The organism is Micromonospora luteifusca (genome assembly GCF_016907275.1).
In the GTDB taxonomy this organism is placed as follows: Bacteria; Actinomycetota; Actinomycetes; order Mycobacteriales; family Micromonosporaceae; genus Micromonospora; species Micromonospora luteifusca.
Window position 1 is genome coordinate 2331360 of the sequence record NZ_JAFBBP010000001.1, and the last position, 14154, is coordinate 2345513.

Genomic DNA, 14154 nt, shown 5'->3' on the forward strand with positions numbered 1-14154 from the left:
TTCTGACTGCTGAAATCAGGCGGTACGACGCTGCCGCAGCCAGAGCACCGGCCCGCTGACGAGGTAGCCCACCACGATCAGTGCGAACGTGAGCCGGATGTCGACCAGCGCGCCGATCACCGGGGCCAGCCACAGCCACGGCGGCAGCTTCACCAGGCGGGCGAGCTTGGCGTACGGGAAACTCGAGACCATCGCGAAGGCGAGCAGCGCGACCCCGGCGACCAGCACGGCACCGGGAACGGGCAGGCCGATCGCCACGGTCACGGCGAGCACCGCGGCGGCCATGGTGGTGGGCACGCCGCAGAAGAAGCGGCCGTCCTTCGGCGAGACGTTGAAGCGGGCCAGTCGAATCGCGGCACACGCCGCGACCAGGGCGCACGCCACCGCCGCGGCGGCCGTGGAGACGGAGCCAGCGAGCGAGGCGTAGACCACGACCGGTGCCGCGAGGCCGAAAGAGCACATGTCGGCCAGTGAGTCCATCTGCGCGCCGAACGGGCTGGCCACGCCGAGCCGGCGGGCCAGTGCGCCGTCCAGCCCGTCGAAGCCGACGCAGGCGATCAGGCAGAGCGCGGCGATCCGCACCTCGCCCTGCATGGCCAGGAAGATGGCCAGCATGCCGAGCATCAGGCTGGCCAGCGTGCAGGCGTTGACCAGGCCGAACTTCATCCGGCGGGCGATGGTCCGCTCGCCGGGGAGCAGCGGGATCGACCGCGATGAAGCCTCGTCGGCATGCGCCATCGGCGGCATCGCCGGGCTGATCGGCATGACCGCCTCGATCTCCGTTCGGCCGACGCCCAGTGTCGGTCGGCTGAGCCGGTCCAGGCCGTAGCGACGGCGCTGCCGGTCGGCGTACCGACGCTCGGGCTGGGCCACGTCGGTCGCGTGCAGGTCGCCGTCACGGCGACCGACCCGGACCAACAGCACCTGGCGGGCGAACGTGCTGCTGCGGCGCAACCGGCCCGCCCAGCGTCGCCCTGCGGGGCGCGGACTGTCAGTAGTACGACGCCGGCGCCATGGGGCTCTCGGCACGTTTCCTCCATCACCGGATCGGCTGGCCGCCGTGGGGCGGGGTGTCCGGCTGTCTCGTGCCGGACCCTGCGTGGCCCGGCAGCCGTTTTGCGGAGTACACCATCGCATAGGGGAACGTGGCTTGGCGATAGCTGCCGGCGGTACTTCCAACTGGTTGAAACCGCTCGAACCGCTCGCTTATTCCCATCCCGGGCTTCATCGCCCGTTTCCTCCATCATTCCCGCCTTTGACTGTACCGGAGGGTCACCATCCCGGCTCGTCGGGCGACGTGCTATCAACCACTCTGTCCGATTGCCAAGGCAGCGATGTCGCTCAACGGCAGGTCAAGCGCCTGGGCGCGGGTGAACCAGCCAGCCCGCGCCGTCGAACCCCCGGCGGATTCGGTGACCACCGCATCCGTAGGTACGTCCACCAGCATCCGATAGATCACCCGAACGCCATGCCAGTCCAACGGCCGACCCTCCGGGCCCAACGCGGCCGGATTGTGCAGATTGTCCACACCGAGAAGCTCCACCACCCGGCCCAGTTGCCCACCCTCCTCGACCAACTCTCGGAGCAGCCCAACCGTCGGCTGCTCGCCATGATCGGTGCCACCGCCGGGGAGGTGCCACTGGCCCGCACCCGGATAACCGGCCGCGATCTGCGTGAGCAGGATCCGCCCGGCCGGGTCGGTCACCAGCCCGTACGCCCCGAAGCGCAGCCTGCGGTCGGGATGCGGCGGCGGAAACGGCTCGTACGACCGGTGCGTACCGGAGGGTAGCGGGGTGACCGGCAGGCCGAGCGCCTCGGCACTGAACGGCGCCAACGGCAGCCGCGCCACCTCCGGCAGGGTGAGCCATTGAGCCTGGTCCACCGAGCCACCGCCACCCTTGCCCGACGCGCCGTCACCCAGTGCGCCGCCCCCCAGTGCGCCGTCCCCCACTACGCCATCGCCCGACGCGCCGTGGCGCAATGCACCGTCGCCCGATGCGCCGTCCCCCTGCGCGCCGTCCCCCGATGCGCCGTCCCCCTGTGCGTCGTCCCCCTGTGCGCCATCGCCCGATGCGCCGTCGCGGGCGCTGAGTTCGAAGAGCAGCCGGTCGGTGTGCTGCGCGACATCGTCCTCCGGGTAGGTGGTCACGTCGGCTAGCACTGCCCGCAGCGGGCCCACGGTCACAATCAGCCCGGCCTGTCTGGCGACCTCACGGACCACAGCGCGCTCCGGGTGCTCGGCGTGCGCGACGGCACCACCTGGCAGCCGCCAAACCCCCGGGAACTCACCCTCGACCCCGTCCCGAACCACCAGAACCCGGCCCGATTCCCACAAGATCCCGTAAGCCCCGACGCGCCGCACAAGTTCCATCCCAGCCCACTCCGCTTCCCCCGTCGAACTGCCCGTCGACCTGCCCGTCGACCTGCCCGTCGACCTGCCCTGTCGAACTGCCCGTCGATCATGAAGTTATCGCCGTCCATCTCGGCGTGTCCTGACAATAACTTCATGATCAACCCCGAGTGGGGAGCGGGCGGGCCGAGGAGGGAGGCGGAAGGGGGACGGGAAGGCAGGGGCCGGGGCCGGGCGGAGGACCAAGCGGGGCGGGGCGAGGACCAAGCGGGGCGGGGCGGGGCGAGGACCAGGCGGGGCGGGGCGGGGCGAGGACCAGGCGGGGCGGGGCGGAGGCCGGGCGGGGGCGAGGCGGAGGCCGGACGGGGGCGGAGCGGGGGCGGGGGCGGGGCGGGGCTGACTTGGCCGGCCGGCCGACCTGGTTGGGTTCGGCTCGTGCCAGACGAAGGCGCAAGGAACGTTGATCGACTCCATTTCGCCGATGTTGCGGTATGCCGGCGCTGGGATACCGCAATGTCGGCGAAATGGAGTGGATCAGTCGGCCGCGCCGCTTTTCCGCGGGCTTCCTGCCGATCGCACCCCCGATAGGCCACGACCCAGACCGTCCGGGAGCGCGACCGCCCGCACATCGGCACCCCAGCGCACGACCACACGCGCGGATCACCGCCCGCTGAACGACACCCCGACGCACGGCCGCCCGCATGCACGAGCCCCGACAACCAACGCAAGACCACACGCAGCCACGACCACACACAGCCACGACCAACACACAGCCACGACCAACACAGCCACGACCACACACAGCCACGACCACACACAGCCACGACCACACGCAGCCACGACCACACACAGCCACGACCAACACACAGCCACGACCAACACAGCCACGACCACACACAGCCACGACCACACACAGCCACGACCGCACGCAGGCAGGGGCACCCCGACCATCGACCCGTCCACGCACCAACGCCGGGCCGCCCGCCCGGGCCCGCCCCCATTCGGAGCCGAGCGGCCGAGCGGCGAAGCGGGGAACGGCCCGGGTCAGGTGAGCTGGGCGGCTTGGACTGCTTCGGCGGTCACCTCGGTGAGGTGATGGGTGGGTAGTGCACCCAACTCCTCGCGGGCGAACCAGCGGGCTTCGCAGGTGGACCCGCCCACGTCGGCCACGGTCAGCGGGTTGGGCTGGTCGACCACGACCCGGTAGAAGGCGCGGACGCCGTGCCAGTCGATCGGGTAGCCCTCTGGGCCGAGCGAGGCGGCGTCGCGGTGGCTGGCCACCCCGAGCAGTTCGACGAGGCGACCAGCTTGGCCGGTCTCCTCGATCAGTTCCCGGATCAGCGCGGCGCCGGGCTGCTCGCCGTAGTCGGTGCCGCCGCCGGGCAGGTGCCAGCAGCCGGCGCCCGGGTAGCCGTCGGAGATTCGGGTGAGCAGCACGCGACCGGCCGGGTCGGTGCACACCGCGTACGCGGCGAATCGCTGTGCGCGGTGCAGCCCGTCGGGGCCGGGCACCGCGTAGAAGGAGGGGAATTCGGGTGCTTCGTCGGGCACCACGTCGGCCGAGGAGGCGGGTAACCCGAGGGCGCGTGCGGTGAACGAGCGCAGCGGCAGCTCGCGCGCCTCGTCGAGGGTGTACCAGCGGGCCAGGTCGGTGGGGCGCTCGCCGACCCGGTCTGCGAGGGTGCCGCCGCGCACCGCCACGCGGTAGATCAGCCGGTCGGTGTGGATGGTGATGCCGCGCTCCGGCAGCGCCCGCATGTCGGCGAGCACGTCGGCCAGGCCGGAGACGGCGACGGAGAGGCCGGTTTCGGCGGCGGTTTCGCGGACCACTGTGTGGTTCGGGTCCTCGCCGTGGTCGACCGCCCCGCCGGGCAGGGACCACGTGCCGGGGGTGCCGGAGCGCTCGGACGCGCGGACCAGCAAGACTCGGCCCTTTGAATCAGCACAGACTGCGTATGCCGCGATCCTGCGGAGCGGCTCCAGCAAGGTGGTCACGGAAGCAAATTCTCCCCGCGCCGCGTTACCGGAACGGAAAAGAGTCGGATTCCTGACTATCTGACCCTGCTCAGGGATTGGTCAGGGTAAGGATCCGGGCGGTCACCGAGGGCGGGCCGGGCCCCGGCGCGGACCGTGGACGTATGACATCCACCACCGCTTCCCACGCCCCGTACCGGCAGCTCCGCCGACCCACCACCGACCGCATGGTGGCGGGGGTCGCCAGCGGCGTCGGCCGTTACTTCGCCATCGATCCCACCCTGGTCCGGGTGATCTTCGCGGTCAGCGGCCTGCTCACCGGCGGGCTCGCGCTGTTCGCGTACCCGATCATGTGGTTCCTGATGCCGGAGGAGCCCACCGGCGCGCCGGCCTGGCCGCACGCGGCGGGCGTCGCGCCGCAGGCGGGCCCGCCGCCCACCGCCGGGCCCGCGCCGGGTGGGCCGGAGCCGGGGTACGCCCCGACGCCGCCCTACCCGCCGACAAGCCCGTCCAGCACTCCGCCGGCTGCCTGAGCCGCGCTCACTCCCACTCGATGGTGCCCGGCGGCTTGCTGGTCACGTCCAGTACCACCCGGTTCACGTCGGCCACCTCGTTGGTGATCCGGGTGGAGATCCGGGCGACCACCTCGTAGGGCAGCCGGGACCAGTCCGCCGTCATCGCGTCTTCGCTGGAGACGGGGCGCAGCACCACGGGGTGCCCGTAGCTGCGCCCGTCTCCCTGTACGCCGACGCTGCGCACGTCGGCGAGCAGCACCACCGGGAACTGCCACACGCCCCGGTCGAGGCCGGCGGCGGTCAACTCCTCGCGGGCGATCAGGTCGGCCTCGCGGAGCAGGTCGAGGCGCTGCTGGTCGACCGCGCCGATGATCCGGATGGCCAGGCCGGGGCCCGGGAACGGGTGCCGCCAGACCATCGCCTCGGGCAGGCCCAACTGCAGGCCGAGCGCGCGGACCTCGTCCTTGAAGAGCGTGCGCAGCGGCTCGACCAGTGCGAACTTCAGGTCCTCCGGCAGGCCGCCGACGTTGTGGTGGCTCTTGATGTTGGCGGTGCCGGTGCCGCCGCCGGACTCGACCACGTCCGGGTAGAGGGTGCCCTGGACCAGGAACTCCACGTCGCCGTGTAAGGCGATCTCGCGGGCCGCGGCCTCGAAGACCCGGATGAACTCCCGACCAATGATCTTGCGCTTCTGCTCCGGGTCGGTCACCCCGGCCAGCGCGCCGAGGAACCGGTCGGCCGCGTCGACCACCTTCAGCTTGATGCCGGTGGCGGCCACGTAGTCCTTCTCGACCTGCTCGGCCTCGCCGGCACGCAGCAGGCCGTGGTCGACGAAGACGCAGGTGAGCTGGTCACCGACCGCCTTGTGCACCAGCGCGGCGGCGACTGCGGAGTCCACCCCGCCGGACAGGCCGCAGATGACCTCCTTGTCGCCGACCTGGGCGCGGATCCGGGCAACCTGCTCGTCGATGATGTTCTCGGGCGTCCAGGTCGGCTCGATGCCGGCGATGTCGTAGAGGAAGCGGGTCAGCATCTCCTGACCGTGTGCGGTGTGCCCGACCTCCGGGTGGAACTGCACGCCGGCCCGACGCCCGGCCAGGTCCTCGAAGGCCGCCACCGGCGCACCCGCCGACTCGGCGGTCACCGTGAAGCCCGCGGGCGCCTCGGTGACGCAGTCGCCGTGGCTCATCCAGACCGGCAGGTCCGCCGGCAGGTCGCGCAGCAGCACGCCGGGGTCGAGGAGGCGGGGGCGCAGCGGCGTGCCGCCGTACTCTCGGTTGCCGGTCTTCGTGACCGTGCCGCCGAGCGCCTGGGCCATCGCCTGGAAGCCGTAGCAGATGCCGAAGACCGGCACGTCGGCGCTGAACACGCCCGCGTCGATCTGCGGCGCGTCCGGCGCGTAGACGCTGGCTGGGCCGCCGGAGAGGATGATCGCGGCGGGGTTCTTCGCCAGCATCTCGGCGATCGGCATCGAGTGCGGCACGATTTCGGAGTAGACCTTCGCCTCGCGAACCCGGCGCGCGATGAGCTGGGCGTACTGGGCTCCGAAGTCCACCACGAGGACGGGGCGAGGCAGGCTCATGTGCACAAAGCCTACCGACAGTCACGACCACCCCCGGCACCGGCTCGCCGCCCAACCCCCGCCTTCCGCGATCTTGCACCTACGGTCCCGCCAAAAGCCGCATCTGCCACATAACGACGACCGAAACTGCAAGATCGCCGCAGGGGGCGTTCAGGGACGCAGCGCCCCCGGGGCGTTTGCCGGCACCGCCGGGTGGTTCGGGGGTACGGGGGCCAGCCGGCGGTACGGGGAGCCGAGCGGGGGGCGGGGGTCCTCCGCGCCCTTGTTGGGCCAGAAGGACATCGCCCGTTCCGCCTGTGCGGTGATCGTCAACGACGGGTTCACGCCGAGGTTGGCCGAGACCGCCGCGCCGTCGACCACGTGCAGCCCCGGGTGGCCGTACACCCGGTGCCAGGGGTCGATCACCCCGTCGGCTTCGGTGGCGCCGATCACCGCCCCGCCCAGGATGTGCGCAGTGATCGGGATGTCGAACGGCTCGGTGAGCGAGCCGCCGGGCGTACCGCCGATCTCCTCGGCGAGCAGCCGGGTGGCGGTGTTGCCGGCCGGGATCCAGGTCGGGCTCGGGGTGCCGTGGCCGGGCCCGGTGACCAGCCGACGACCGAAGACCCCGCGCCGCCAGCGGGTGGTCAGCGAGTTGTCCACCGACTGCATCACCAGGGCGATCACCGTCCGCTCCGACCAACCGCGCACGGACAGCATCCGGGCGGCCAGCCCCGGCTGTCGCACGATGCTGCCCAGCCAGCGCCGCACACGGTGCGGGCCGCCGTCGACGAGCAGCGACTGGAGCAGCCCCATGGCGTTGGAGCCGCGCCCGTAGCGGACCGGCTCGATGTGGGTCTGCGGGTCGGGGTGGAACGAGCTGGTGATCGCCACCCCCTCGGTGAAGTCCAGCCGCTCGGACCGGGCTCGTTGCCGCGGCACCGAGGCGCCCAGGATCGCCTCCGAGTTGGTGCGGGTCAGCTCGCCGAGTCGGGGCGAGAGCCCGGGCAACACGTCGTCGGCCTTCATCTCGTGCAGCAGCCGTTGGGTGCCGAGCGCCCCGGCGGCGAAGACCACCTGGTCGGCGTGGACCACCTGCCGTCCCCTGCGCAGCCAGCTGCCGGTGCGGACGGTGTGCACCTCGTACCCGCCGTCGAGGGCCGGCCGGACGGCCGTGACCGTGGTCAGCGGGCGCACCGTGACGCCGAGCCGCTCCGCGAGCCAGAGGTAGTTCTTGACCAACGTGTTCTTCGCCCCGTGCCGGCAGCCGGTCATGCACGAGCCGCAGTGCAGGCAGCCGGTGCGCTCCGGGCCGGCACCACCGAAGTACGGGTCGGCGACCCGCTGCCCAGGACGGCCGATGTGCACGCCCACCGGGGTGGCGTGGAAGGTGTGCCCCACCCCCATCCGCTCGGCCACCGCCCGCATGGCGCGGTCCGCGGCGGTGTCCAGGGGGTACGTGGTGACGCCGAGCATCCGCTTCGCCTGGTCGTAGTGGCGGGCCAGTTCGTCGCGCCAGTCGGTGATGTCGCGCCACTGCGGGTCGGTGTAGAAGGCCGGCAGCGGCTCGTAGAGGGTGTTCGCGTAGACCAGGGAGCCGCCGCCCACCCCGGCGCCGGAGAGCACCAGCACCCCGGTGCCCGAACGCCGGCCGGCCGGGCGGAGCAGGGTGAGCCGTTGAATGCCGTAGCAGCCCAGCTTCGGCGCCCAGAGGAACCGACGGGCCCGCCAGGACGTCTGCGGGAACTCGTCGTCGGCGAAGCGCCGGCCCGCTTCCAGCACAGCTACCGAATAGCCCTTCTCGGCCAGCCGGAGCGCCGTGACGCTGCCGCCGAAGCCCGACCCGATGACGACCACGTCGTACCGCATGGACGCATCATTACTCGCGAGTAGCGCTCGCGCCAGCGACCGTTTTTGCGCGATCATGCACCGGCCTACCGACCCGACGCCCCTCCGGCCGCAACCCGGAGCACCCGTCGGAGCGTTGTTCACCAGACGGGTGGAAGGAATCCAAGATGACCATCGGGTCGATGGCACCGCGCCGGCGGTGGCTGCTGCTGGGCCTGGTGGCCCTCGCCGCCGTCGCGTTGATCGCGGCTGGTGCGGCGGTGATCACCCGGCTGACCGGCGACAGTAAGCCCGGCGGCCCCCCGCTCGCCGGCTCACCGACCCCGTCGCCGATCGTCACGCCCACCCCGAGCCCGAGCGGCCCACCGCCGGGCGCGGACATCACCGGCCCACTCAACCTGCTGCTGGTCGGTGTGGACACCCGGGTCAGCGTGCCCGGCTGGGAGCCGCACGCGGACGCCGTGCTGGTGTTGCACGTACCCAAGGGGTTGGGTCGGGCGTACCTCTTCTCCCTCCCCCGCGACCTGCTGGTGGACATCCCGGCGTTTCCGAAGGCTGACTACAAGGGCGGCAAGACCAAGCTCACGCACGCGATGAGCTTCGGCAGCCGGGTGCCGGGCAAGCCCAAACAACCAAGCACCGCCCAGGGGTACGAGCTGCTGCGCAGCACGGTCAGCGGATACACCGGGCTGCGCATCGACGCCGGCGCGGTGCTCACGTTCAACGGGTTCGACAAGCTGGTCGACACCCTCGGCGGGGTGGACATCTACGTCGACCAGCGGGTCGCCTCGCTGCACCGCCGGCCGGACGGCAAGTATCGGGAGAGCGCGCCCGGCGGCTACAAGGGGCCGCAGCAGGTCTACGAGAAGGGCAACCAGCACCTCAACGGGTGGCAGGCGCTCGACTACGCGCGGCAGCGCTACATCACCGGCGGCGACTACGCCCGGCAGCGTCACCAGCAGCAGCTGGTCCGGGCGCTGACCCGCAAGATCCTGGACGAGGGCCTGGCCCGGCAACCGGAGCGGGTCGACCAGGTGGTCGCGGCGTTGGGTGACACCCTCGTCTACGCGGGTGGTCCCCGGATCGTCGACGTGGCGTACGCCCTGGGTGGGGTGCCGGAGAACCGCTTCACGCTGGTCGGCCTGCCCGGTTCCGGCGTCGGCAAGGGCAGCGCCTACCGCGGCGAACAGCTCACCAACGACGGCCGGAAGTTCATCACCGAACTTCGCGCCGGCCGCGCGGATGCCTACCTGGCAGCCCACCCCACCCTGATCGTCAAGAACTGACCCCGGTCAGAGCCGCTTGGGCGTTGAAGGCTTCCTGGTGCCGTAGAGCCAGGCATCGAAGAGCGCGTCGAGCTGCTTGCCGGAGATGCGCTCGGCGAAAGCCACGAACTCGGCCGTGGTGGCGGTGCCGTTGCGCTTCTCCGCCGCCCAGGTCTTGACGATCTCGAAGAACGCCTTGTCGCCAACGGCCACCCGCAGGGCGTGCAGGGTCATGCCACCACGCTGGTAGACCGACTCGCTGAACAGCTCCTTCACCCCCGGCTTGCCCGGCGGCGTCTTCCACACCTGCGCGGATGCCCTCGCGTACGCGGTCTCGAACGCCTCTTCGGCGGTGTACTTCCTGGTGTGCTCGGCCCACAGCCACTCCGCGTACGTGGCGAAACCCTCGTTGAGCCAGATGTCCTCCCACTTGGCCAGCGCGACGCTGTCGCCGAACCACTGGTGCGCCAGCTCGTGGGCGACCACCTCGGTGTTCGCGCCCTGCCGGAAGAAGCTGGCGGCGTAGACCGGACGGCTCTGCGTCTCCAGGGCGTAGGAGATCCGGCTGTCGGTGACCACCACACCGCCGTACGCGTCGAACGGGTACGGCCCGAACACGGTCTCCAGGTAGTCGGCGACCTTGGTGGTCTCGGCGATCGACGAATCCGCGGAGCCGTTGGCCGCGATCGCGACCGCGCTGTAGACCGGCTTTCCCCGGTGGGTGGCCGTGGTGATCCGGAACTCGCCGATCACCACCGTGCTCAGGTAACTCGCCATCGGCGACTTCTCCGACCACTTCCAGGTGGTCCAGCCGTCCTTGCTGGCCTTCCCGCCCGGCACGCCGTTGCTGACCGCGGTCAGACCGTCCGGAACGGTGATCTCGAAGTCGTAGGCCGCCTTGTCGGACGGGTGGTCGTTGACCGGGAACCAGGTGCTGGCCGACTCGGGCTGCCCCAGCGCGATGGCACCGTCCGAGGTGTGCAGGAACCCGCCGTCACCGAGCGTCTCGTTCTTCAACGGCTTCGGCACACCCTCGTAGGTGATCTCCGCGACGAACCCGTTGCCGTTGATCAGGCCGGAGGCCGGCTTGATCACCAACTCGTTCCGCTCCCGGCGGTGGGTTGCCGGTGCGCCGTCCACGGTGACCGCGGTGACGGTCAGGCCGGCCAGGTCGAGGTTGAACGTCGACAGGTCGGCCGTCGCGGAGGCCTGCACGGTGGTCGTACCGGTGAGCTGGTCCTTCTCCGGGTCGTAGCGCACCTTGACCGTGTACCGGTCGACGTCGTAACCGCCGTTGCCGTAGCTCGGAAAGTAGGCGTCCCCGATCCCCGCGGCACCCGCCGTGAAGGTCCGCGACGGCGTGGGGGACGCGCTCGGTGCCGGCTCCGCCTCCGTGCCCGTCGAGTCGCATCCGGACAGTGCGAGTGCCCCGGTCACCAGCAAGGCGGTACCCATCCGCAGTCTTTGCCGCGTCACCCGCATCCCACACCCTCCCGCATACGGTGGCGGTGGCGGCCCAGGCCGCTCCGCGCGAGCGGGCGTCTCCCCGCCGTCCCCGGCGGCAGCATATCGACCGACCATCGCGGCGTCGTCAGGGCAGTGTGGGCGCCGACCCACCCACCAACCAGGCGTCGAAGAGGGGTCGCAACTGTCGACCCGCCACCCGTTCGGCCAGCGCGACGAGGTCCGAGGTGCGCGCGTTGCCCGCCGCCCGCTCGGTGGTCCAGGTACGCAGGATCCGGAAGAACATCTCGTCACCGACGGTCCGTCGCAACGCGTGCACGGCGAGCGCCCCGCGCTTGTAGACGGCCGTGCCGAACATCCGCTCCCGGCCCGGCTCGACCGACGGCTGCGACCAGTCGGTCGTCGCGTACTGAAGTTCGAAGTTGCGCTGGGCGGTCCGGCCGCCGTCGTGCTCCTCCCACAGCCACTCGGCGTAACTGGCGAAGCCCTCGTTGAGCCAGATGTCGCTCCACCTGCCTACCGACACGCTGTCGCCGAACCACTGGTGGGCCAACTCGTGCGCGACGACGCTCAGGTTGGGCTTGTCGTCGCTGAAGAAGGCCGGCCCGTAGACCGGGCGCGACTGGGTCTCCAGCGCGTACCCGATCCGATCGTCGGCGATCGCGATCCCGCCGTACGAGTCGAACGGGTACGGGCCGAAGCGGCTGGCCAGGAAGTCGGCGATCGCACCGGTGCGGGCCAGTGAGGTGGCCGCGCCACCGGCCGGCGGCAGGCTCGCCGCCACCGCGGTGACCATCGGCCGGCCGGCGTGCGTGCCGACCACCACCCGGTAGTCACCTATCACCAGTGTGCTCAGGTAGCTGGCCATCGGGGCGCGCTCCGACCAGCGCCAGGTGGTCCAGCCGCTGGCGCTGCTCTTCGGCCCGGGCACCCCGTTGCTCAGCGCGGCCAGGCCGTCCGGGACGGTCACCGCCAGGTCGTAGGTCGCCTTGTCCGAGGGGTGGTCGTTGACCGGGAACCAGGTGGCCGCCGAGTCGGGTTGGCCGATCGCGACCGCGCCGTCGGCGGTGTGCAGGAAGCCGCCGCTGCCCAACTCCCCATCGACGACGGGGGTCGGCACACCCCCGTAGTCGACAGTCACGGTGAACTGCCGACCACGCGCAAGCCCGTCGCGCGGGGTCACCACCAACTCGCCGTCGCCGCGACGGTGGTCGGCCTGCGCGTCCCCCACGGTGACAGCGCCGACGTCCAGGCCGGCCAGGTCCAGATTGAACCGGGACAGGTCCTGAGTGGCCGTGGCGGTGATGACAGCTCGGCCGGTCAACCGGTCCGACGACGGGTCGTAGCGGACGTCCAGGCCATAGTGCGTAACGTCGTAACCGCCGTTGCCGCGCCCCGGCACGTACGGGTCGCCAGCGTCGGCCGCACCGGGCCGGAAACCGGCACCGTCGTCACCCGTACAACCGGTCGCGACCAACCCGATGACACAGGTCAGCGCGACGGCGAGCCGACGGCCAGCCGGTCCCCGTCGGGTCAGGACCATGCACACTCCTCCTGCGGCGATCCGGCCTCTTGCGGCATCCGGTCAGGACGAGCGTAGTCAGCGCGGCCGGCCGCGCGACCCGTATTGAGGGTCATCAGCATCTTTCGTTGAAACCTGCAAAAGTTGTCATCGATCGACACTTTCTTTTGACTTAGACCGTCGTTAGTGTCTGTTTCCAAGATGTAACGAGCTCGGAACATTCACGCCGATCACGGCTGGGACGGCACACCCGTCTCCTGGCCTCACGGGCGCTCGGCGGCGCCCAGCGACCAGACCTCGTCGCGTCTCTGCTGATCGTGATCGACGGCAACCGCCGTCGCGAAAGGTGGAACCATGCCCGACCACACCACCCCCGATGCCTCCCCCACCGGCCGGCTCAGCCGCCGGTCCCTGCTCGCGGCCTCGGCCGGCGCCGCCGCCGCGATCGGCGCGGCCGGCCTGCCGGTTCTCGCCACCGGCACCCCCGCGCTCGCCAACCCGAAGAGCAAGCTGCGGGTCGAGCCGCTGATCCCGGCCAAGAACCGCGGCATCATCCTCTACAGCGTCCGCGACCGGATCACGGCCGCGCCCGACGACAGCGGGGTGCCCTACGGCTTCGAGCGCGTCCTCGCACGGCTCGCCGAGATCGGCTACAAGGAGATCGAGTTCGCCGGCTACACCCAGAGCACCGAGATCCTCGGCCGGCAGATCACCCCCGCCGAGATTCGCAAGATCCTCGACGACAACGGGCTGGTGGCCAACGGCACCCACGCCTCGATCCAGCCGGCCACCTTCCAGCAGCAGCTGGACATCGCCGAGGAACTCGGCATGAAGAACATCGGCACCGGCAGCGACCCGACCAACAGCGCGTACAAGGCCGAGTGGGACGCCGCCGCGGACATCTGGAACGAGCTGGGCCGACAGGCCCGAGCCCGGGGCATGCGGCTTTACACGCACAACCACGACACCGCGTACAGCTTCCTGATCGACCGTGGCCCGCGCGACGCGCAGGGCCGGCAGACCCGGTCCTCCGGCGTCCGCCGCCTGGAGTACTTCTTCGAGATCACCGACCCGCGGTACGTCTTCTTCGAACTCGACATCTACTGGGCCTACGTTGCCCGCTACCGGCACCAGAAGTACGTCAACCCGGCCGGCCAGGAGGTGACCGACCTGTTCGACCCGATCCTCACCGTGGCCGACCGGACCACCCGGTTCCCGCTCTTCCACGCCAAGGACGGCGACCGGGACACCAGCGTGCCCAACGGTTACCAGATGACCCCGCTGGGCGAGGGCGACCTCAACTTCCAGCAGTTCTTCCAGACCATCGGCGAGCGCAACTTCCACCACGCCAACTGGGAGATGGACACCGCCCCCGGTGGCACCGAGAACAGGGGACAGTCGCTCGACTTCGCGGCGACCAGCTACCGCAACATGTCCGACCTGACCATCTACCTCGACAAGTGATCCCGGCGCGACCGGTGTCCAGCGGGCACCGGTCGCGCCCTCTCCGCCGGGCCACCGCGCCGGTTTGCACAGACGGACCGTACGACAGCGGCCCGGTCACCCGCGATCAGCGGCCTCGTCAACCTGAACTGGGTCGAGGTTCACCGAGGGCTGACACCCCCGGTGCGCCAAAGGCCGGCCCCGCAGCGTGG

The 14154-nt window shown here is 71.0% G+C and carries 10 protein-coding genes; 3 read left to right on the plus strand and 7 right to left on the minus strand.

The window, feature by feature from the left end:
• Positions 1-15 precede the first annotated feature (15 nt).
• The 3 genes from JOD64_RS10165 to JOD64_RS10175 form a co-directional block, all read right to left on the minus strand.
• Complete coding sequence (locus JOD64_RS10165; protein ID WP_204942014.1) at positions 16-954, minus strand: CDP-alcohol phosphatidyltransferase family protein; 939 nt, start codon at positions 952-954, stop codon at positions 16-18.
• A gap of 349 nt (positions 955-1303) precedes the next feature.
• Entirely contained in the window at positions 1304-2371 is a 1068-nt protein-coding gene (locus JOD64_RS10170) for an NUDIX hydrolase (protein WP_204942015.1), read from the minus strand.
• A gap of 1023 nt (positions 2372-3394) precedes the next feature.
• Positions 3395-4345: an NUDIX hydrolase gene (locus JOD64_RS10175; protein WP_184178561.1), complete on the minus strand. Its 951-nt coding sequence runs from the start codon at positions 4343-4345 to the stop codon at positions 3395-3397.
• 143 nt (positions 4346-4488) lie between these two features.
• On the opposite strand from JOD64_RS10175, the gene JOD64_RS10180 reads away from it, so the two are divergent.
• The gene (locus JOD64_RS10180) at positions 4489-4857 is read left to right on the plus strand and encodes a PspC domain-containing protein (protein ID WP_204942016.1); all 369 of its coding nucleotides are present in this window, start codon (positions 4489-4491) and stop codon (positions 4855-4857) included.
• A 7-nt stretch (positions 4858-4864) separates the two neighbouring features.
• Here the strand turns inward: JOD64_RS10180 and guaA are convergent, their stop codons facing one another.
• Positions 4865-6421 (minus strand): glutamine-hydrolyzing GMP synthase, encoded by a 1557-nt coding sequence (gene guaA, locus JOD64_RS10185; RefSeq protein WP_204942017.1) that lies wholly within the window; start codon positions 6419-6421, stop codon positions 4865-4867.
• Positions 6422-6571: 150 nt separating this feature from the next.
• The gene (locus JOD64_RS10190) at positions 6572-8269 is read right to left on the minus strand and encodes an FAD-dependent oxidoreductase (protein WP_204942018.1); all 1698 of its coding nucleotides are present in this window, start codon (positions 8267-8269) and stop codon (positions 6572-6574) included.
• Between the two features lie 146 nt (positions 8270-8415).
• Between JOD64_RS10190 and JOD64_RS10195 the strand changes: the two genes are divergently transcribed.
• Positions 8416-9534 carry an LCP family protein gene (locus JOD64_RS10195; protein WP_204942019.1) on the plus strand — a complete coding sequence of 373 codons (1119 nt, stop codon included), beginning with the start codon at positions 8416-8418 and terminating at the stop codon, positions 9532-9534.
• A gap of 6 nt (positions 9535-9540) precedes the next feature.
• Here the strand turns inward: JOD64_RS10195 and JOD64_RS10200 are convergent, their stop codons facing one another.
• Together JOD64_RS10200 and JOD64_RS10205 are read right to left on the minus strand one after the other, a co-directional pair.
• Complete coding sequence (locus tag JOD64_RS10200; protein WP_204942020.1) at positions 9541-10995, minus strand: M1 family metallopeptidase; 1455 nt, start codon at positions 10993-10995, stop codon at positions 9541-9543.
• 109 nt (positions 10996-11104) lie between these two features.
• Positions 11105-12520, minus strand: coding sequence for a M1 family metallopeptidase (locus tag JOD64_RS10205; RefSeq protein WP_204942021.1), 1416 nt, complete (start codon positions 12518-12520; stop codon positions 11105-11107).
• Between the two features lie 333 nt (positions 12521-12853).
• Here JOD64_RS10205 and JOD64_RS10210 point away from each other — a divergent pair, with 333 nt between their 5' ends.
• Positions 12854-13963 carry a sugar phosphate isomerase/epimerase family protein gene (locus JOD64_RS10210; RefSeq protein ID WP_204942022.1) on the plus strand — a complete coding sequence of 370 codons (1110 nt, stop codon included), beginning with the start codon at positions 12854-12856 and terminating at the stop codon, positions 13961-13963.
• Positions 13964-14154 lie beyond the last annotated feature (191 nt).

Coding starts and splice junctions, on each gene's coding strand:
- JOD64_RS10170 (WP_204942015.1), bottom strand. CDS start 2,371: ATGGAACTTGTGCGGCGCGTCGGGGCTTACGGGATCTTGTGGGAATCG.
- guaA (WP_204942017.1), bottom strand. CDS start 6,421: ATGAGCCTGCCTCGCCCCGTCCTCGTGGTGGACTTCGGAGCCCAGTAC.
- JOD64_RS10180 (WP_204942016.1), top strand. CDS start 4,489: ATGACATCCACCACCGCTTCCCACGCCCCGTACCGGCAGCTCCGCCGA.
- JOD64_RS10210 (WP_204942022.1), top strand. CDS start 12,854: ATGCCCGACCACACCACCCCCGATGCCTCCCCCACCGGCCGGCTCAGC.
- JOD64_RS10190 (WP_204942018.1), bottom strand. CDS start 8,269: ATGCGGTACGACGTGGTCGTCATCGGGTCGGGCTTCGGCGGCAGCGTC.
- JOD64_RS10200 (WP_204942020.1), bottom strand. CDS start 10,995: ATGCGGGTGACGCGGCAAAGACTGCGGATGGGTACCGCCTTGCTGGTG.
- JOD64_RS10205 (WP_204942021.1), bottom strand. CDS start 12,520: ATGGTCCTGACCCGACGGGGACCGGCTGGCCGTCGGCTCGCCGTCGCG.
- JOD64_RS10195 (WP_204942019.1), top strand. CDS start 8,416: ATGACCATCGGGTCGATGGCACCGCGCCGGCGGTGGCTGCTGCTGGGC.